Source organism: Bartonella sp. 11B (genome assembly GCF_002022625.1).
Taxonomy (GTDB): Bacteria; Pseudomonadota; Alphaproteobacteria; order Rhizobiales; family Rhizobiaceae; genus Bartonella; species Bartonella rochalimae.
The window spans coordinates 117,275-137,828 of sequence record NZ_CP019783.1 but is presented as its reverse complement, the minus strand read 5'-3'; the positions used below and the strand labels follow the sequence as shown (position 1 = coordinate 137,828).

Here is a 20,554-nt window from a genome sequence, read left to right as displayed (position 1 = left end):
AGTCATAGGCTTGAATAGTTAATTTTATGCAATGAAGATCAAAAAAGCTTTTTTATGTGTGTTTGTAAAAGGTGGAAAGTCTTAAAAAAGACAATCATTAAAAGGAGCGGGGACCAAATAAAGCTGATCCAATACGAAGAACATTTGCACCAAATTGGAGAGCGATTTTAAAGTCATTGGACATGCCCATAGAGAGTTTTGAAAGACCAATTTCTTTTGCAAGTTTTGCTAAAAGAGCAAAATAAGGGCCGGGATTTTCTTGAATAGGAGGGATGCCCATCAGTCCAACGATATCAAGCCCATAATTATTTTTGCATTGAGCAACAAAGGCTTTCACTTCGTGTGGAAAAATGCCACTTTTTTGTGGTTCTAATCCTATATTGACTTGGATATAGCAGGGGAGATGCTTTTTTTGCTTGTGCATTTCTTCTGCTAGGCTTTTAGCTATTTTTTCTCGATCAACAGTTTGAATCACATCGAAGATTCTGACAGCTTCTGCTGTTTTGTTGGATTGTAAGGGACCAATAAGATGAAGTTCGATTGTGTTGAATTTTTGTCGTAAGGAAGGCCATTTTTCGGCTGCTTCTTGCACGCGATTTTCAGCAAAAAGGGAGTGGCCTGCTTGTAGAAGAGGAACAATATTGTTTGCGGCAACAGTTTTTGAAACAGCAATGAGTTGAATATTCTCCACGGGGCGATGATAGTCATGACATGTTTTGGCAATGTCTTGTTGAAGGTTTTTCCACGCGTCAATAGAGGAAATATGAGGTATATTCATAGGGGTGTGCTTTCTGTTTTTATGCAAGAATGAGATAATTTTTTTATAAAAGCTTTAAAATAATTCATGAAAAGGTTGACGATAAAGTTAATCCGTGGTGAATCTTGCAAGAATTTTGAAGTTAATTTTATAAAGAGTATAACGGGAATGATAAGCGAACGCTATAATCCACGTGCACAGGAAAAAAAATGGCAAGCGATTTGGGATGAAAAGAAAATTTTTCAAGTCGCTGATAATGGTGAGCATGAAAAATATTATGTTTTAGAGATGTTCCCTTATCCTTCTGGACGTATTCATATGGGGCATGTGCGCAATTATACTATGGGCGATGTTGTTGCCCGATATAAGCGGGCAAAGGGATTTCATGTGCTACATCCAATGGGATGGGATGCTTTTGGAATGCCTGCTGAAAATGCTGCCATGCAAAATAAAGTCCATCCTAAAGTATGGACCTATGACAATATCAAGGTCATGCGAAAGCAGTTGCAGCAACTGGGTTTTTCTTTGGATTGGTCCCGTGAATTTGCTACATGTGATGTCGACTATTATCATCGTCAACAAATGTTATTTCTGGATTTCTATCAGAAGGGGCTTATTGCACGGCAGGTGGCTAAAGTTAATTGGGATCCCGTTGATCAAACAGTTTTAGCGAATGAACAGGTTGTTGATGGTCGTGGTTGGCGTTCTGGTGCATTGGTTGAACAACGCGAATTAACCCAGTGGTTTTTCAAAATCAGTGATTTTAGTGATGATTTATTGGCGGGACTTGAAACGCTTGATCAGTGGCCAGAAAAAGTACGCATTATGCAAAAAAATTGGATTGGCAAATCACAGGGGCTTCTGATTCGTTGGGCTTTGCATAAAACCAATATAGTGGATGATGTCTGTGATGCATTTGATGAGATTGTTTGTTATTCAACACGTCCTGAGACTCTTTTTGGTGCTTCTTTTTTAGCACTTTCTGTTGATCATCCAATTGCAAAAGCTTTAGCGCAAAAAGATAAGACACTTGATACTTTTATTAAAGATTGTCAGTGTCATGGTACTACAGAAGCGGCATTTGAGACAGTGGAAAAACAAGGATTTCGTACGCCACTTTTTGCTCTTCATCCTTTTGATCAGACGGTGCGTCTTCCTGTTTATATCGCTAATTTTGTTCTCATGAATTATGGAACCGGAGCTATTTTTGGCTGCCCTGCTCATGATCAGAGAGATTTGGATTTTGCTCGAAAATATAATCTTGCTGTGCGTCCAGTAATTGTACCAAAAGAAAGTGACGCTAAGCAGTTTGTCATTGCTGAAACAGCTTATATGGGCGACGGCGTGATGATGAATTCAGGTTTTTTAGATAGTTTGACACCGCAAGAAGCTTTTCAAATGGTTGCTGAACGGCTTGAGAAACAGTTGCTCAAGGATCAGCCTCAAGCACAAAAAACAGTGCAATTTCGATTACGGGATTGGGGAATTTCGCGTCAGCGTTATTGGGGTTGTCCGATTCCTATAATCCATTGTACGGATTGTGGTGTCGTGCCTGTCCCACGTGATGATTTGCCCGTTGTGTTACCCGATGATGTCACTTTTGATCAGCCCGGTAATCCACTTGCACGCCATGATGAATGGCAAAGGGTGGTTTGTCCTTCTTGTGGTCAGTTGGCAAAACGTGAAACCGATACAATGGATACTTTTGTTGATTCTTCTTGGTATTATGCACGCTTTACAACACCCCATGCCCAAGAACCAATAGACCAGAAAATAGCAGCGCAATGGTTACCTGTTCAGCAATATATTGGTGGGATTGAACATGCGATTTTGCATCTTTTATATGCACGTTTTTTCACACGTGCAATGAAGATGATAGGCTATGTTTCGGTAGATGAGCCTTTCAAAGGCTTGTTTACGCAGGGTATGGTTGTTCATGAAACCTATCAAGATGAGAAAGGATGGGTTTCGCCAGCGGATGTCGCAATTGTTGAAAAGGATGGAAAACGTCATGCCTATAAGTTGACCGATCAAAGTGAAGTAAGGATTGGTTCAATTGAAAAAATGTCCAAATCAAAAAAGAATGTCGTTGATCCTGATGACATTATCGCTTCCTATGGGGCGGATACTGTACGCTGGTTTATGTTATCGGATTCTCCTCCTGAGCGTGATGTCATTTGGTCGGAATCTGGAATTGAAGGGGCGCACCGTTTTGTGCAGCGTGTTTGGCGTTTAGTGGCTTTAAGTGCTCCGGTTTTAAAGGAAGCAAAGTCATGTGCAGGACAGCAAGGAGCTGCTTTGGAGCTTTCCAAAGCAGCCCATCGCACACTTTGTGCTGTAGAAGATGATTTAGAAAAACTCGCTTTTAATCGAGCTGTCGCACGCCTTTATGAATTATTGAATGTGATTGCTTCCTCTTTAAATAATATAGAAAATGCTGAAGATGAGATGAAGTCTGCACTGCGTCAAGCAATGGATTTTTTCATTGCAATGATCGCTCCTATGATGCCTCATTTAGCAGAAGAATGTCATGCTGCTTTGGGTGGGAATACACTGATGTCGCAGTGCGCTTGGCCTGCTTATGATTCTGCATTAACGGTTGAGGAATATATTACTTTACCAGTGCAAATTAATGGCAAAAAACGAGGGACTGTCACTCTTGCTGCAGTGGCTGATAATGCGGCAATTGAAGAAGCGGTTTGTGCTCTTGACTTTGTCCAAGCACACTTAGCTGGCAAATCTATTAAGAAAATGATTATTGTTCCAAAAAGGATTGTTAATGTCATTATTTAATGGATTGAGTGTTGCTATTTTTTCTTGTTTGTTTGCTTTTCTTAGTGGATGTACCGTTGAACCACTTTATCGTCAGGTTTCACAGGGATCGACATCCGCAATTTCTCTTTTGCATGGTGGGACATCAGAAAAGATTTCTACAGGACTTTCTGAGAAATTTGCAGCCATTGTGATTGAAGAACCCTCTGATCATTTCAGTCAAATGGTTCGTAATCATTTATTGTTTCTTCTCTATGGGCATGGAGGAAAGCCTTCTGTACCTCTTTATCAATTGTCATTGCAAACATCGGTTTTTACACGAACATCTTTCGAGATAGATATAGATAATGACCAGGAAGGGGATGGAAGGGGACACCCTTCTGTTGGGACAATTGTGAGTAGAGCTTCTTATCTTTTAAAGACTATGAACAATGAACTTATTGCGAAAGGGGCAGGAACAATAAGGGCTTCTTTTGATCGACTTCGTCAAGAATATGCAACGGTGCAAGCTGAAAAAAATGCGCAAAAACGCGTTGCTGAAGAATTAGCTGAACGCATTTTTATGTTGCTTGCAAAAGATCTCGCAAAAAATTCTTCTTTGTAAAAGCTCAAATTCTTTCACAATTAAAAGGATATGAGGAAGTTTTGGACACGGTATAGCCAAAAAAATCTTATTCTCATCCCTTCAATTTATATTTTTGTTTGTTTCAACATCCCAGTTGAGATGTTTGAAGAAGAATCATAATATTTGTAGGGTTTTAAATGCTTTTTAAGCGATGCTTTGTCCCGTTTTTGCCCAGTCCGCCGCAAATGTTTGTAAGCCCTGGTCGGTTAGAGGATGTTTAATCAGATTTTTTAGGATTGCTGGTGGAACAGTTGCAACATCTGCACCACTTAATGCTGCTTCTTTAACGTGATTGACAGAGCGAATAGAAGCAGCCAAAATTTGAGTGTTGAAATTATATTGGTCATAAAGAGTACGAATTTCATGGAGCAGTTCAATACCATTATATCCACAGTCATCGATTCTTCCGATAAAGGGTGAAATAAATGTTGCACCTGCTTTTGCAGCTAACAAAGCTTGATTGGCCGAAAAACAAAGGGTAAGGTTTGTTTTTAATCCTTGTTCAGTGAGGGCTTTACAAGCTTTTAATCCATCAAGTGTTAAGGGAAGTTTGATGCAAATATTGTTGGCAATCTTTGCTAAAACAGCCGCCTCTTTCATCATATTATCGAAGTCAGTTGCAACAACTTCAGCAGAGACTGGTCCGCTGACAAGAGCGCAAATCTCTTTGATGGTTTCCAGAATATTCCGTCCAGATTTGAGAATGAGAGAAGGGTTGGTTGTGACACCATCGACTAATCCTAAATTTTGTAATTCTTGGATATCTTCTCTGTGAGCACTATCCACAAAAAATTTCATTTCACATCTCCTTGGTTTTTAAAAGTTTGTTTTTAACACTTCCATTGGTTCTTTTTGTCTATGTTATGCGTCATTCTTTATAGAAAAAGCAAGGATTTGGTTGATGGATAGAGAAGTGGTACAAAACGTCTTGAGACGAAAGAAAATCGATGAAAAAAGTCTCTTATCTTATTGTTTAATTCTGGGATAGTTATTGGATTGGTTATATAAAGCACAGACCAGAGAAAAAATAGGGTAGTACAAGAATAGAAAAATGCAACAATAAAACCAAAGTACTATTGATGAAAAGGTGATGTCCATTGTGACAGAAATGAAAATTGTTTCGGTTGTGGTGCCGATCCCAGTTTTTCAGGCTTATAGCTATGGGGTAGAACCGCATATAGAGGTCAAAGTTGGTTCTTTTGTGCGTGTTCCTGTTGCAGGACGCGAGATTTGTGGTTTTGTGGTTGCTGTTGGTGAGTCGATCTTTGAAGAAGAACAAAAGGATCATTTAAAGAACATAACCGCTGTTTCTGTAGCGCGTGATAAATTGCGCTTTGTGACGCACGTTTTTGATTGTCCGCCATTAAAAGCTGAGATGATCGCGTTTTTGCGTTTTGTTAGTCAGTATACCATGACGCCTTTCGGTCTTATCGCGGGGTTAGTTTTACGTGTACCGACAGCTTTAGATCCAGAAGAAAAGATGGTGGGACTGCGTTATTGTGGAGGGAACGTGGCACTATTAACACCAGCACGATCGCGCGTTTTAGACTTGGCGCGTGATGGAATGATTTGGAATCGTTCTGATCTTGCTCATGCGGCCAAAACTGCGCTTTCCGTGGTAGATCTTTTAAAATCACTTGGGGTTTTTGAAGAAGTTATGGTGCCAGCACAAGCAGTGGTTGCTCTCCCTGATCCTGATTTTTGTCCACCTGTTTTAGAAGGAGCACAGAAAGCGGCAGCGAATGTGTTGCGAGAAGGTGTTTTGTCTTCTCAATTTCAGGTTTTTTTGCTTGATGGAGTTACGGGATCTGGAAAAACAGAAGTCTATTTTGAAGCGGTAGCTCAAGCGCTAAGGGACAACAAACAGGTTTTGATTTTACTGCCAGAAATTGCTTTAACACAACAATTTTTAGACCGTTTTCGTGCGCGTTTTGGAGCTTCAGCAGCTGAATGGCATTCTGATTTAACCCCACGTCGTCGTGAACGTGTGTGGCGGCAAGTTTTAGAAGGAAAGGTGCGGGTTGTTGCAGGAGCGCGTTCAGCGCTTTTTTTACCCTTTCTGGATCTTGGATTAATCGTTGTTGATGAAGAGCATGATGGTGCTTATAAACAAGAAGAGCGTATTTTTTATCATGCGCGGGATATGGCTGTGGCGCGCGGATCTTTTGAGCGTTGTCCTGTTATTTTATCATCAGCGACTCCTTCCATTGAAAGTCAAGTGAATGTTTTATGGGGGCGTTATCAGCGGGTGCATTTGCCTTCACGGTTTCAAGCAGCAGCACTGCCGGATTTGCAAGTCATTGATATGCGTAAAGGGGGTGTAGAAAAAGGACGCTTTATTTCTTCTGTTCTTGAACGAGCTTTAAGAAAAACTTTGGAAAAGGGTGAGCAGGCGCTTTTGTTTCTCAATCGGCGTGGATATGCGCCTTTAACACTTTGTCGAATGTGTGGACATCGTTTCCATTGTACGGATTGTTCAAGTTGGTTGGTTGAGCATCGTTTGCGAGGACAGCTTAAATGTCATCATTGTGGTTATTATGAACCTCTTCCAGAAGCGTGTCCAGAATGTGGGACATTGGATCATTTAGTGGCTTGTGGGCCAGGGGTGGAAAGAATTGCCGAGGAAACACAGAGACTTTTTCCACAGGCACGGTTGCTTATTTTATCTACTGACTTAAAAGGAAGAATCAGTCAATTGCGGCGAGAATTAGAAGCAATTGCAAAGGGGGATGTGGATATTATTATTGGAACACAGTTAGTTGCTAAGGGGCATCATTTTCCCGGATTGTCTTTGGTTGGGGTGATTGATGCTGATTTAGGGCTTGCCAATGGTGATTTACGTGCAAGTGAACGTACCTTTCAACTTTTGTCTCAGGTTACAGGGCGTGCAGGGCGTATGGGATTAGAAAGTCTAGGATTGTTGCAAACATATCAACCAGATCATCCGGTTATAAAAGCTTTGCTTTCACAACAGCGTGAGGATTTTTATAAGCGTGAGATTGCAATACGCCAACATGATGTTTTGCCTCCTTATGGACGACTTGCAGCTTTGATTATTTCTTCGGAAAAACGCCAAGTGGCGGAAAATTATGCCCGTGCATTGCGCCAGGTTGCACCATTGATGAAAGGTGTATCGGTAATGGGGCCTGCAGAAGCACAGTTGGCACTTGTGCGGGGGCGTTATCGTTTTCGCCTATTATTTCATGGGCAGCGCTCTTTTGATTTACAAGGGTTTATTCGTGTTGTTCTATCTCGTGCACCAAAAAAGCCTAGTTCGGTTCGGGTTCAGATTGATATTGATCCGCAAAGTTTTCTCTGAAAAGTTTAGGGATATTTGTTTGTTAAAAGACTGTTTTAAAGGGGGAGTTGTTTTGAAAAAGATGGGATTTATCCTTTTTATTTTGAGTTGGTTTATTGGGACAGGAGCGCACGCATCGGTTTCTGATGTCATTAAAAATAATGAAAAAAAGGAAATGAAAAGTGCCGATGCGACTGTTTTTGTTTTTACTTATCGCTTAATAAGAGAAGTGGAAAAAGTTTTTCAGCCAATCATTGCTTCTCCACAAAAAACAATGCAGTCCCTTTGTGGTTTTCCAGTTGTAAATGCTCGCCAGTTGGTTTACGCCTACGCGGTTTTTTATGATGATATAATTTTGCAAGATATTATGGCCTTTAATAAATTATTGAATATTGATCATAAGGCTGTTGTCGGACCTTTGACAGCACAAATTTTGCAGCATTTAAAAAATCATCGCAAATTGATGGAAAAGGCACGTATATTGGATCTTTCAGGAGATGTTGTGAAAGCTCTTTTGATGGATGAAAGTTTTAAAATCGATATTTTATTATCCAAAGTTGGACAAGAAATTTCCTCTTCAGTGTTCGACACCTTTCATGAAGGAGATATGAGAAACTTAAATCAGGTCTCAGCCAAGATTAAAAATGGACTCAAAAAAAATTGTGTTCCTCATCCATCAACTGAAAAGCTATTTTAATTATTTTAACGAAAAATTTTTAAAAAGCACTACTTTGTGGTGTTGCGAGTCAATTATGTCTATGCTAGAGATTGGAAAATTTTTTGTTCTGAGTTTCAAGAAAAAAGATTTTTAGAATTTGAAATATGTGGTCCATTTTTTCTGATCAATATCAGAGAATCCCTTAAGGAAAAGAGGCGGTATTTCGTGTCAGATTCAGTTTCTCTTGTCCCATTGCCGCTCGTGAGCCAGCGTTATGCAAAAGCTTTTTTTGATTTGGTTCAAGAAGCAGGATGTGTCGAACATGTGGAAAAGGAAGTGGCGTCTTTATTGAACATTTTAGAGCAAAATGAGGATTTAAAATACTTTGTGCACAGTCCGTTTTTTTCAGAAAAAGAACAAAAGGAAACGTTAAATGTCCTTTGTGAAACTATAGAATTTGCGCATGAAGAGGCAGGTCGTATTTTTCGCAATTTTTTAGGGGTTATCGCAGCTAATCGTAGGCTTTTTGCACTCTCTAGTATTTTACGTGCTTTTCAGCGTCATATTGTTCTTTTCCGGAGAGAGTTTTTTGCGCAAGTTGTTTCTGCATATCCATTAAATGCTGATCAGAAAGAAATGTTGCGCACGGCATTGGAGAATGTTGTGAAAGGAAAAATTGTATTACAATTTTCCAGTGATCCAACAATTCTTGGTGGGTTTATCATTCGTTTAGGGTCATGTCAGATTGATGCGTCCCTTATAACAAAATTATCTTCACTTAAGCTTGCATTGAAAAAAGAGGTCAGCTGATGGATATTAGACCGTCTGAAATTTCAAAAATCCTAAAAAAACAAATCAAAAGCTTTGACCAAAAAGCTGAAGTTTCAGAAGTTGGTTGGGTTTTATCTGTGGGTGATGGAATTGCTCGCGTTTATGGTTTGGATAATGTCCAGGCAGGTGAAATGGTTGCTTTTTCCAATGGTGTGCAGGGGATGGCGCTGAATTTGGAAACGGATAATGTTGGGATTGTGATTTTTGGATCAGATCGTGACATTCATGAGGGCGATACCGTTAAGCGGCTCGGGGCTATTGTGGATGTTCCTGTAGGGCCTGCTTTGCTTGGTCGTGTTGTCGATGCACTCGGTAATCCCGTTGATGGAAAGGGTCCTATTAAAGCGAAGGAGCGTCGTCGTGTTGATGTTAAGGCTCCTGGTATTATCCCACGTCAGTCTGTGCATGAGCCAATGTCAACTGGATTAAAGGTTATTGATGCCTTAATTCCCATTGGACGTGGGCAGCGTGAATTGGTGATTGGTGATCGTCAAACAGGAAAAACAGCGATTTTGCTCGATACATTTTTAAATCAGAAGCATTTTCATGACAATGATACTGAGGAAGATCAAGACAGAGTATATTGTATTTATGTGGCAATCGGTCAAAAACGTTCAACGGTTGCACAGTTTGTTAAAGTTTTAGAAGAACGCGGAGCTCTTGACTATTCAATTATTGTTGCAGCGACAGCTTCTGATCCTGCTCCGATGCAATTTATTGCTCCTCTCGCTGGTTGTGCTATGGGAGAATATTTTCGTGATAATGGTCAACATGCGTTGATCGGTTATGACGATCTTTCTAAACAGGCTGTTGCTTATCGTCAAATGTCTCTTTTGCTACGCCGTCCTCCTGGTCGTGAAGCTTATCCAGGAGATGTTTTTTATCTGCATTCTCGTCTTTTGGAGCGAGCTGCAAAGCTTAATGCTGATTATGGTTCTGGATCTTTAACGGCACTGCCAGTAATTGAAACACAAGCCAATGATGTTTCTGCTTATATTCCAACCAACGTGATTTCGATCACTGATGGTCAGATTTTTCTGGAGACAAATTTATTCTATCAAGGGATTCGTCCTGCAGTGAATGTTGGTCTTTCTGTTTCACGTGTTGGTTCTGCTGCTCAAATTAAGGCAATGAAGCAGGTTGCTGGTTCTATCAAGGGTGAATTAGCGCAATATCGGGAAATGGCCGCTTTTGCGCAATTTGGTTCAGATTTAGATGCGTCAACGCAGCATCTTTTAAATCGTGGTGCACGTTTGACCGAGCTTTTAAAACAATTACAATTTTCGCCACTTAAAGTAGAAGAACAAGTTGTTGTTATTTTTGCTGGTGTGAATGGTTATCTTGATTCATTAGCTGTTTCTGATGTTGGGCGATTTGAACAAGGGCTTTTAACACTACTCCGCAATAATCATGTGGAGCTCTTAGAGGCGATTGCTGAACAGAAACAAATAACGGATGAAATTAAAAGACAGATGGTTATTGTTCTTGATTATTATGCGAAGAATTTTTCTTAATTGATTGGTGGAATGCTTGAATGGCGTCGCTAAAGGATCTTAGAGACCGTATTGCCTCGGTTAAGGCAACGCAGAAAATTACCAAAGCTATGCAAATGGTTGCAGCAGCAAAGTTGCACCGTACGCAAGAAGCGGCTGAATCTGCACGGCCTTATGCTCAGCATATGGCTGCTCTTTTAGCGCATGTGTCTGCTGATCTTGATCCAGTGGATTCCCCAGCTTTGATGCGTGGTACGGGTCGAGACGATAAGCATCTCTTGGTTGTATGTACGGCTGAGCGTGGTTTGTGTGGGGCTTTCAATACGCAAATTGTTCGTCGTGCGCGTGAACACATTAATAGCCTTCTTTCTCTCGGTAAGACAGTTAAAATTTTAACTGTTGGAAAAAAGGGAGCGGATATTTTACTTCGTGATTTTAAAGCTCTGATGATTGATCATATTGATTTGCGCTCTGTGAAACAGATCAGTTTTGCAGAGGCGGTTAAAGTAAGTCAACGTATCATTGACCTTTTCAATGAAGAGGTGTTTGATGTTTGTACACTTTTTTATTCTGAATTTGTGTCGGTTATTAACCAGTCTCCAAAGGCCGTCAATTTGATTCCAGTCGTTGCTCAAAAGGAATTTTCTGATGAGGGTGGTGGTGTTAAAAAAGAAAAAAAAGGTGGGAGCGTTCAAGCAGCTGTTTATGATTATGAACCGGATGCAGTTTCTCTGGTGGATGCGCTTGTCGCGCGTAATCTCTCTGTACAAATCTTCCGTGCTTTGCTTGAAAATGTCGCGGGTGAAATGGGCGCAAAAATGAGCGCTATGGATAATGCATCACGGAATGCCGGTGAAATGATTAATAAATTGACGGTAACGTATAATCGTCAGCGTCAGGCGCAGATTACGACCGAATTGATTGAAATTATTGCGGGCGCTGAAGCGCTTTAAAGTGAGAAGGTAAGATTAATGATGAAAGCAACAACGTCAAAAAAAAGAACAGCAAAGGGTGAAGAAAAAAAATCAGTTGCTCGTTCAGGCGTAAAAAAGACTTCCTCAGCAAAATCGGCAAAAAAGACCAAGGACTCTTCTAGTCTTGCGCATGTTGATTCTAGGACTGTTTATCACAAGGGATCTATTGGTGAAATTAGGCAAGTGATAGGCGCTGTTGTTGATGTGCATTTTGAAGGAGAATTACCTCATATTCTTAATGCGTTAGAAACAGAGAATTTGGGCAATAAGCTTGTTCTAGAAGTTGCTCAACATTTGGGTGAAAATACAGTTCGCACCATTGCGATGGATACAACAGAGGGCCTTGTTCGTGGTCAAAAGGTTTATGATACGGGAGCGCAAATTTGTGTGCCTGTTGGAGAGGCAACTCTTGGTCGTATTATGAATGTGATTGGGGAACCTGTTGATGACGCTGGACTTATTATGGCGACTAAAAAACGCTCAATTCACCAAGAAGCGCCTCAATATGTGGAACAATCAACCGAATCAGAAATTCTTGTTACTGGAATTAAAGTGATTGATTTGCTTGCTCCTTATTCGAAGGGGGGAAAGGTTGGTTTGTTTGGGGGAGCTGGTGTTGGTAAGACTGTTTTAATTATGGAACTCATCAACAATATCGCAAAAGCACACGGGGGTTATTCAGTGTTCGCCGGTGTAGGAGAGCGTACACGTGAAGGGAATGATCTCTATTATGAAATGATTGAGAGTCGTGTGAACGTTGACCCGAGAGAAAATGGGTCCACTGTGGGTTCAAAATGTGCTCTTGTTTATGGACAGATGAATGAGCCACCAGGGGCACGTGCACGTGTAGCACTTTCAGGCTTGACAATTGCAGAGAATTTTCGTGATGAAGGGCAAGATGTGCTTTTCTTTGTGGATAATATTTTCCGTTTTACACAAGCTGGCGCTGAAGTTTCAGCTCTGTTGGGACGTATTCCTTCTGCTGTGGGGTATCAACCAACCTTGGCAACGGATATGGGAGCTTTGCAAGAGCGTATTACAAGTACCAAAACGGGGTCTATCACGTCTGTTCAAGCTATCTACGTTCCCGCTGATGATTTAACTGATCCAGCGCCTGCTACGTCTTTTGCGCATTTAGATGCCACAACGGTTCTTTCCCGTTCAATTGCAGAGAAGGGGATTTATCCAGCAGTTGATCCACTCGATTCTTTTTCGCGAATGCTGGATCCATTGATCGTGGGTGAAGAGCATTATACTGTTGCTTGTCAGGTTCAGACTATTTTGCAGCGTTATAAATCTTTGCAAGATATTATCGCTATCCTTGGTATGGATGAATTGTCTGAAGAAGATAAATTGTTGGTTGCGCGGGCGCGTAAAATTGAGCGTTTCCTTTCGCAGCCTTTCCATGTAGCGGAAGCTTTTACTGGGGCTCCTGGAAAGTTGGTTTCTTTAGAAGAGACTATCGAAGGATTTAAAGGATTGTGTGCTGGTGATTATGATGATTTACCAGAAGCAGCTTTTTACATGGTTGGTTCGATTGATGAAGCAATTGAAAAAGGAAAACGTTTGATTGAAGAAGCTTCTTCATAAAAGGTGCTCTGTGATGAATGTTTGTCCTAGAAAAACAAGGGGTTCCCGTGGAAAATAAAAGAACAGAATCTTTCTTGTTTGAGCTTGTATCACCTGAAAAACTTATCTTTTCAGAAAAAGTGATGTCTGTTGTTCTGCCTTCAGTATCGGGATATTTAACGATTATGGCTAATCACGCTCCTTTAGTGGTGAGTCTCGTTCCAGGTGTTATTAGGGTTATGTCTTCCTCAGAAGAAAAAATATTTGCTCTTTTAGGAGGGGTTGCAGATATTACATCTTCGGGGTGCTCTCTCTTAGCTGAAACCGCTGTTGCCGTTAATCATTTATCTCTTCAGGATCTTGAACAACGCATGGCAGAAGTTCGAGTCATGGTGGAAGAAAACACGAGTGGTGGAACTCATCATAAAGTGGTAGAGGTTTTTCAGAAATTAATTTCTATGGATGGTGCTTCAGTACTGGCATAATGAAATGTGAGAATAGAAAGATGAGTAACGAGGGGAACAGTGGGGGATCTGCCGCAGAACTTGGGTCTTTCACTCATCCAGGTGTTATTTTTGCAGGACCTTTGCCAAAATGCTTCACTTATATTTTTGCTTCTTTTATTTTACAATGGGCTTATGGCTTAGGGGCCAATATGGTTCAATCCAATATTATCGAGCTCACAGGAGATTTCAACACAACACTTATTGAAACGACATGGTTGGTCAGTGCTTATATGGCACCGCATGTCAGTATTGCAATCATGTTGATTAAGATTCGTTATCAATTCGGCTTAAGGAATTTTGCTGAATTATCGATTCTTGGATTTGTTGTGGTGTGTATTTTGCATTTGTTTATTACGGATTTACGTTCAGCTTTGATTATTCGTTTTTTCGCTGGTATTGCTGCTGCACCAATGGCCTCGTTAGCCTTTCTCTATATGATGGAGGCTTTTGCATCGGAAAAAAAATACACTATCGGTATCAGTTTAAATTATATGAATGCGGCTTTAGCAGTTCCTTTAGCTCGTTTGATTTCACCAAGTCTTCTTGAAAATGGCGGATTTTCTAGTCTTTCAGCAATGGAGATGGGACTTGTTTTGATCGGTTTAGGATGTATTTTTTCTCTCCCACTTACACCAGTTGTTTGCAACAAGGTCATTAAGAAATTAGACTGGGTAAGTTATAGTTTGATTGCCCTTGGACTTGGTTTAAATGCTATCGTAATGTCTATTGGCAAATGGTATTGGTGGACTGAAACGCTATGGATTGGCTGTGGGCTTGCACTTGCCGTTTTCTCTTTGACGATTGCTATTATAATTGAACTGAATAGAGAAACTCCGTTGATTGATTTACGGTGGCTTTTTAGCAAAGAAATGATCCAAGTTGTTTTGGTTTTGTTGGTGTTTCGAATTCTTTTATTAGAGCAATCAACTTTAGCTGCGGATTTCTTTAATCTTTTTGGTTTGTTAAATCGTGATATGGCCCCTATGTATTTTGCGGTTACTTTTGGTACCCTTTTAGGGGGCGGTGTGTGTGTCTTTTTTTTACGAATGGGTCGGGAGGATTATTTTTATCTTTTATCTTTGAGCTGTTTAGCACTGGGCTCTTATTTAGATAGTCATGTGAGCCAGTTAACCCGTCCAGTGGATATGATTATAAGTCAGGGCTTGATTGGTTTTGGTTATGCTCTTTTTTTGCCTCCTGCTTTATGTAATGGTTTTGTTAAAGCGAGTGCCCGAGGACCCAATTATGTTTTAAGTTTTATTGCAATTTTTTTATTGGCACAAGTTACAGGAGGGCTTATGAGTGCAGCTCTTTTTAGTAGTTTGCAATTTTTTTTCGCACGTCATCATTTTGAATATTTAACACAAGAAATTACAACGACGGGCACACTTATTTTTGAGAAGATAAATCACTTATCTTCTCCTTACAGTGCTTTAGTTTCTCATAGCTTAAAGAGTGAAAAAACGATATCAAGTCTAACGGATCAGTTGCAATTGACAGCAAATGTTTTGGCTTATGATGATGTTTTTCGACTTTATTTTTATATGACAATGATTGTTTTAATTATTTTTCTCCTCAAAATATTTTGTAAATCATATTTTTATGAGAATTTTATGATGTTGTTAAAAAGTAAAGTGTGATCAGTAAGGATGTGTAAAAAGCAATGATCAAAATCTTGCGATCAAAATCAACCATTGTTGCCTTTCTGTCCGGTATAATGGGAATTGTATTGATTTTATGGGCTTGGCAATTGCCGCCATTTGTGAGTACCCTTCAAAAAACCGATAATGCTTTGATTAAGGGGAATATTACTCTGATAAGTCCGCAAGTTTCTGGTATCGTGAAACGGGTTTATGTTCAAGATTATCAAAAAGTTGAAAAGGGAATGGTTTTATTTGAACTGGATGATACCCTTTTCCGATATCAGCTTGCACAGTCGCAAGCAATTCTTGAGGCAAAAAAAGCAAAACTTGCGAGTGTTTTGTCACAGATTCAATTGTTGCAAAAGGAAATTGATAGGCTAATAACCGAGTTGTCTCATTCTAAGGGTTTAAGTTCTCAAGGAACTTTGCCATTATCTTCTGCTGCTTCACATTTAGCTGCGACATTTGAAACAAAGAGCCAGTTGCACAAGAAATTAGAATTTGAACGACAAGGTTTACAATCGGATATTGTGGAAGCAAAAGCGGGTGTTGAAGTCGCTGAGCTAAATTTAGCGCACACTAAAATTATTTCTCCTGCTGTAGGACATATTGGATCGGTTGGCATACAAGTAGGGCAATATGTAGAGTCTGGTATGCGGTTGGTGGCTGTTGTTTCTGATGACATTTGGATTATTGCCCATTATAAGGAAACACAGATTTCTAATATGCGTATTGGACAGCCTGTTGTTTTTTATGCTGATGCTTTAAAGAATCAAAAATTAACAGGCCGTGTGGTACGCTTTGCTCCTGCGACAGGATCAGAATTTTCATTATTAGGAACAGAGACTGCACATGGTAATTTTATCAAAATTGCGCAACGCATCTCTATTCGTATTGCCATAGATCAAGGGCAAGAGGGAATAGAAAAACTTATTCCTGGAATGTCGGTGATTACCTATGTTGATACAGCATCCCACCATTCTAAGGATTGAAATATTCTCTTTATTTTATCCTCAAGTGTATTTTCAGTTTAGAGGATTGCGTTGGGTTTATTTTTTTATTGTTATTTTGGTTTTAAAGAATGGTGCGAAATTCTTATCTTTGCAAGATAAGAGAACAGAGTGCCCATTTTGGATGAATGGTGAAAAAACTGTTCAATGAATCCTTAAAAAAGGAGCACTTAGTGCGTTGGTTAGTTTTTGCGCATTAAACAATAGCTGGTTAAAACGAGTCCAGCAGTTAATAAGAGAGTGGTTTTAGGATTGTCTTTTGCCTTCTTTTTGAGCTCTTCGGCATGGTTGTTTATGTGGTAAAGAGCGTATGGACTGACGGTTGATGGTTGTGAGCTCCTCTTTTAATTGCGCAATGCGTTTTTTGATTTTATCATTTTTACTGCAAGGGCTTTGAAAGATATACATGGGTTTACTCCTTCTTATTTTTAATGTCTTATAGCAAATATATAAGATGGGAATTTTCCGTGGAATTTGATATAACGGATTGAACATTGAAAGGTTGCATTTTCTTTCTGAATCTCTGTTGAGCGTTGGTTTTTGATGTTTAAAAAGAGAGACTCTTGAAAGAATTTTCTCATGAATCCATTCTTTTGAATTGTGCTATGGTGCGTATTACCATAAGGCTAGATAAGTTCAAGTTTTGAAAGTTTTGAAGAGCTGATGAATATAGCACATTATTTATCTAAACCTTTAGAGCGTCATCGGTCTGTTGCGGTTGCGGTTGGTGATATTATGATTGGGGGCGGGAATCCAATTGTTATTCAGTCTATGACCAATACGGATACGGCTGATATTGATGCGACGGTTGCTCAAGTTGCTGCCCTTTGGCGTGCAGGATCTCAATTGGTTCGAATAACTGTTGATCGGAATGAAGCAGCAGCGGCTGTTCCTAAAATACGAGAGCGGTTGGAACGGTTGGGTATTTTTGTACCATTGGTAGGGGATTTTCATTATATTGGCCATACGCTTTTGGCTGATTATCCTGCGTGTGCAGAAGCGCTTTCAAAATATCGCATTAATCCTGGCAATGTTGGTTTTGGTGCAAAAAAGGATAAGCAATTTCTTCAAATTATCCAGATGGCATGCCATTATCGTAAACCTATACGGATTGGGGTGAATTGGGGGTCACTGGATCATGTGTTATTAACACGGCTTATGGATGAAAATGCTCGGCAGGAAAAGCCTTTGTCTGTTACTGAAGTTATTCGGGAAGCTGTCGTTCAATCGGCACTTCATTCAGCTCTTTTAGCGGAAGAAGCTGGTTTAGGACGGGAATATATTATTCTCTCTGTTAAAATGAGTGATGTACAAGATCTCATTGCTGTTTATACTATGTTGGCACAACGGTGTAATTATGCTCTTCATCTCGGGTTGACAGAGGCGGGCATGGGGACAAAAGGAATTGTTGCTTCATCTGTGGCTTTGGGAATTTTATTGCAACAAGGAATTGGTGATACAATTCGTATTTCATTAACACCTGAGCCAGGCGGTGATCGAACGCGAGAAGTAAAGGTCTGTCAAGAACTTTTGCAAGTTATGGGATTTCGGCAGTTTGTTCCTGTGGTTGCTGCGTGTCCAGGATGTGGTCGGACAACGTCGACGGTTTTTCAACAGTTAGCACAAAAAATCGAAGCAGATTTATGCAAAAATATGCCAATTTGGCGGAATAAATACCCTGGTGTTGAAGGTTTAAAAGTTGCTGTTATGGGGTGTATTGTTAATGGACCAGGGGAATCAAAACATGCCGATATTGGAATCTCCTTACCTGGGGTGGGAGAAAATCCAGCGGCTCCTGTTTTTATTGATGGCAAAAAAGTAAAGACTTTGCGCGGTCCTCATATTGCCGAAGAATTTGAAGCGATTTTAAAAGAGTATATTCATACCCGTTTTGGGACATAATGGATAGAAGAGGAGTATATTGTTCCCTCTGCTTTGTTCTCAATTGCTGAGATATTTGAAGAAATTTTAGAAGAATATATTGACGTGTATTTTTGGTATGGGTGATACAAAACAATTATTTCGTTCTACTTGCTTTTATTTTATTGATGATCCCCAAAAAATGGGAAGTGTTAATTTTTACGTGTTGCAATAAAGTGTGCTGCTTGTTTCAATGGGATTGCTTTTGCTCCAAAAGGAAGAAGAAACTCTTCTGCTTTTGTGATAAGTTCATCTCGTTTTTTTTTAACTTCGTCAAGGCTATAAAGATTGATGAGTGTTGCTTTGTTGGCTATTTGATCTTTCCCTGCAGTTTTTCCAAGAATTTTTGTATGAGAAGTAAGGTCAAGAAGGTCATCGGTCAATTGAAAAGCTAAGCCAATATGTGTCCCAAAGGAGGCTAGTTTATGCGTTAATGTTTTGGAGGCTCGACCCATAATAGCACCTGCTTGACAAGCAAAACGGATAAGAGCAGCTGTTTTCATTTGTTGTAAAGTGATCGTTGCACTTTCATTTTGTGGTTTTTTTTCAGCTTCTAAATCGAGCATTTGTCCACCGATCATACCGCCGAGACCTGCAGCCTGTGTAAGAGCTGTAATCAGTTCAATTCTCGTTTTTGAAGAAAAGGAACAGGCTTTATGGGCAATGATTTCAAAGGCAAAAGTGAGAAGCGCATTCCCTGCTAAAATTGCAGTGCCTTCATCAAAAGCTATGTGAACAGTTGGTTGTCCACGTCGGAGTGTGTCGTTATCTAAAGCAGGAAGATCATCATGAATGAGTGAATAACAGTGAATACATTCCAATGCGACACCAATATCAAGAGAGTCTTCAGGAGAGATATCAAAAAGAGCAGCACTTTGAATTACCAAGAAAGGACGTAAGCGTTTGCCGCCGTTCAAAACACCATGGCGCATGGCATTGATGAGAATTTCAGGCCGGGTAATTTCATCATTTTGGGCTTTATGACTAAGAAGTATATCAAGTCGCTTTTCAACATTCTGCGCATGTTTTGCAAGAAGAGTCGTGAATTCATGCATCATTTCTTCCTTTCTTCTTTGCAAAATGATAAGGTTCTTTTTATGATAAAAAAATAAAGAATAAAACGGTTATTTTCACACTCTTAAATTTTGTAAAAAAATAAAAAGAAAGAAAAAGATGGCGATGGGGCGAATGCGTTATTTGATCAGTTTTCTTGTGTTTTTATTTTTATGTCCAATTATTTTGTTGTTCATTTATCGTTTGGATTGTGTTCACCCTATTTCTACTTTAATGATTCGTGATTGGGTGAGTGATAAAAAATACAAGCGTGAATGGGTTGCACTGTCTGATATTGCATTTTCAGTTCCATCTGGAGTTATTATGTCCGAAGATGGGCGATTTTGTCATCATTCTGGCGTTGATTGGGCTATGTTGATCGATATCTTAAAAACAGATTCAAAACCTTTGAGAGGAGGATCAACAATCAATATGCAAGTGATTAAAAATCTTTTCTTATGGTCTAATAGATCTTATATCCGCAAGATTATAGAAATTCCTTATTCTGTTATGGCTGATGTTATTTTATCAAAAAAACGAATTATAGAAATTTATTTGAATGTTGCAGAATGGGGGCCAGGAATTTATGGAATAGAAGCTGCCGCTTTTTATTATTTTCAAAAGTCTGCACGAAATTTAACTGTGCAACAGGCTGCTGCTCTTGTGGCAAGCTTACCTAATCCTTATTGGCGCAATCCATATCAACCAATCGATAATTTTATAGCTTTAACTCATCTTATTGAAAAACGAATTCGTTTTTCACGTGCTTATACACACTGTCTTCATTAAAGAAGAGTGAGAATTGTTAGAAAAGAAAAATAAAAAAATTATATAAAAGTCTGGTCAAAAGATTATAATCAATGTATAAAGAAATGGAATTTTATTTTATTGTTGACAGAAGTTGTCATTTTGAGCATTAGCGCTTCTGTGTTGATGAGTGTGGAGTGTCCTGTTATGGCTGTACCTAAACGAAAAACTTCTCCGTCTAAACGCGGTATGCGCCGTTCGGCTGATGCCCTTAAAGCACCAACTTATATCGAGGATAAAAGTTCTGGCGAGTTGCGTCGTCCTCATCATATTGATTTGAAAACAGGTATGTATCGTGGGCGTTCGGTTTTGCCTGCTAAAGAATAAGCTTTCTCTCAGTTACCACATAAGTTTATTGTTCCTGTTGTCTCCTGAGTTTAGTCAACAAAGGGCTTTTCCGCATTCCTTGCAGTTAACTGCTTGTTCTTTTGATAAGGGAAGTTTTTTGTTTTTGTAGCGATTATATATAATAAAAGTTCTGGCGAGTTGCGCCGTCCTCATCATATTGATTTGAAAACAGAAGATTGTAGGCGTTCGGTTTTGTTTACTCAAGATCAATTGTCTATCAGATGTCAATAATCAAGTTGATCGCAAATTCTGTAATCCGGATTAAATGAACCGGAAGCTTTTTCATAGTT

At 39.6% G+C, this 20,554-nt stretch carries 17 protein-coding genes; 14 read left to right on the top strand and 3 right to left on the bottom strand.

Translation table 11 applies throughout. The features are described from left to right. Nucleotides 1-97 precede the first annotated feature (97 nt). A complete protein-coding gene (locus Bho11B_RS00665) occupies nucleotides 98-778 on the bottom strand; it encodes a YggS family pyridoxal phosphate-dependent enzyme (protein WP_035006506.1) in 681 nt (226 codons plus the stop codon). Nucleotides 779-925: 147 nt separating this feature from the next. Between Bho11B_RS00665 and leuS the strand changes: the two genes are divergently transcribed. Next, nucleotides 926-3,550 (top strand): leucine--tRNA ligase, encoded by a 2,625-nt coding sequence (leuS, locus tag Bho11B_RS00660; RefSeq protein WP_078674022.1) that lies wholly within the window; start codon nucleotides 926-928, stop codon nucleotides 3,548-3,550. Continuing rightward, entirely contained in the window at nucleotides 3,537-4,133 is a 597-nt protein-coding gene (locus Bho11B_RS00655) for a hypothetical protein (RefSeq protein WP_035006509.1), read from the top strand. Before leuS ends, Bho11B_RS00655 begins: the two co-directional genes overlap by 14 nt. 165 nt (nucleotides 4,134-4,298) lie before the next feature. On the opposite strand, the gene fsa is transcribed toward Bho11B_RS00655, so the two are convergent. Further along, nucleotides 4,299-4,952, bottom strand: coding sequence for a fructose-6-phosphate aldolase (gene fsa / locus Bho11B_RS00650; protein WP_078674021.1), 654 nt, complete (start codon nucleotides 4,950-4,952; stop codon nucleotides 4,299-4,301). Between the two features lie 292 nt (nucleotides 4,953-5,244). Between fsa and Bho11B_RS00645 the strand changes: the two genes are divergently transcribed. From Bho11B_RS00645 to ispG, 10 genes are all read left to right on the top strand, one after another. After that, nucleotides 5,245-7,473, top strand: a complete 2,229-nt coding sequence (locus Bho11B_RS00645; RefSeq protein WP_078674020.1) for a primosomal protein N' — start codon at nucleotides 5,245-5,247, stop codon at nucleotides 7,471-7,473. Nucleotides 7,474-7,534: 61 nt separating this feature from the next. Next, nucleotides 7,535-8,149 (top strand): hypothetical protein, encoded by a 615-nt coding sequence (locus Bho11B_RS00640; protein ID WP_235692221.1) that lies wholly within the window; start codon nucleotides 7,535-7,537, stop codon nucleotides 8,147-8,149. Nucleotides 8,150-8,335: 186 nt separating this feature from the next. Beyond that, nucleotides 8,336-8,920 carry an ATP synthase F1 subunit delta gene (gene atpH, locus Bho11B_RS00635; protein ID WP_078674019.1) on the top strand — a complete coding sequence of 195 codons (585 nt, stop codon included), beginning with the start codon at nucleotides 8,336-8,338 and terminating at the stop codon, nucleotides 8,918-8,920. Then, complete coding sequence (gene atpA / locus Bho11B_RS00630) at nucleotides 8,920-10,455, top strand: F0F1 ATP synthase subunit alpha (RefSeq protein ID WP_078674018.1); 1,536 nt, start codon at nucleotides 8,920-8,922, stop codon at nucleotides 10,453-10,455. The genes atpH and atpA overlap by 1 nt, the downstream gene beginning before the upstream one ends. A 20-nt stretch (nucleotides 10,456-10,475) precedes the next feature. Further along, nucleotides 10,476-11,387 carry a F0F1 ATP synthase subunit gamma gene (locus Bho11B_RS00625; protein WP_078674017.1) on the top strand — a complete coding sequence of 304 codons (912 nt, stop codon included), beginning with the start codon at nucleotides 10,476-10,478 and terminating at the stop codon, nucleotides 11,385-11,387. A gap of 18 nt (nucleotides 11,388-11,405) precedes the next feature. Continuing rightward, nucleotides 11,406-12,998: a F0F1 ATP synthase subunit beta gene (gene atpD / locus Bho11B_RS00620; protein WP_078674016.1), complete on the top strand. Its 1,593-nt coding sequence runs from the start codon at nucleotides 11,406-11,408 to the stop codon at nucleotides 12,996-12,998. A gap of 17 nt (nucleotides 12,999-13,015) precedes the next feature. Further along, complete coding sequence (gene atpC, locus Bho11B_RS00615; RefSeq protein WP_371441543.1) at nucleotides 13,016-13,462, top strand: ATP synthase F1 subunit epsilon; 447 nt, start codon at nucleotides 13,016-13,018, stop codon at nucleotides 13,460-13,462. A 20-nt stretch (nucleotides 13,463-13,482) separates the two neighbouring features. Further along, nucleotides 13,483-15,123: an MFS transporter gene (locus tag Bho11B_RS00610; protein WP_078674014.1), complete on the top strand. Its 1,641-nt coding sequence runs from the start codon at nucleotides 13,483-13,485 to the stop codon at nucleotides 15,121-15,123. 23 nt (nucleotides 15,124-15,146) lie between these two features. After that, entirely contained in the window at nucleotides 15,147-16,118 is a 972-nt protein-coding gene (locus Bho11B_RS00605) for an HlyD family secretion protein (RefSeq protein ID WP_078674013.1), read from the top strand. A 681-nt stretch (nucleotides 16,119-16,799) separates the two neighbouring features. After that, nucleotides 16,800-18,038, top strand: coding sequence for a flavodoxin-dependent (E)-4-hydroxy-3-methylbut-2-enyl-diphosphate synthase (gene ispG, locus Bho11B_RS00595; RefSeq protein ID WP_078674012.1), 1,239 nt, complete (start codon nucleotides 16,800-16,802; stop codon nucleotides 18,036-18,038). A gap of 170 nt (nucleotides 18,039-18,208) precedes the next feature. Here ispG and Bho11B_RS00590 read toward each other — a convergent pair whose 3' ends face one another. Further along, entirely contained in the window at nucleotides 18,209-19,111 is a 903-nt protein-coding gene (locus tag Bho11B_RS00590) for a polyprenyl synthetase family protein (protein WP_035006523.1), read from the bottom strand. Between the two features lie 118 nt (nucleotides 19,112-19,229). Here Bho11B_RS00590 and mtgA point away from each other — a divergent pair, with 118 nt between their 5' ends. Beyond that, nucleotides 19,230-19,898 carry a monofunctional biosynthetic peptidoglycan transglycosylase gene (gene mtgA / locus Bho11B_RS00585; RefSeq protein ID WP_035006525.1) on the top strand — a complete coding sequence of 223 codons (669 nt, stop codon included), beginning with the start codon at nucleotides 19,230-19,232 and terminating at the stop codon, nucleotides 19,896-19,898. 165 nt (nucleotides 19,899-20,063) lie between these two features. Further along, complete coding sequence (gene rpmF / locus Bho11B_RS00580) at nucleotides 20,064-20,243, top strand: 50S ribosomal protein L32 (RefSeq protein WP_035006774.1); 180 nt, start codon at nucleotides 20,064-20,066, stop codon at nucleotides 20,241-20,243. Nucleotides 20,244-20,554: the final 311 nt, after the last annotated feature.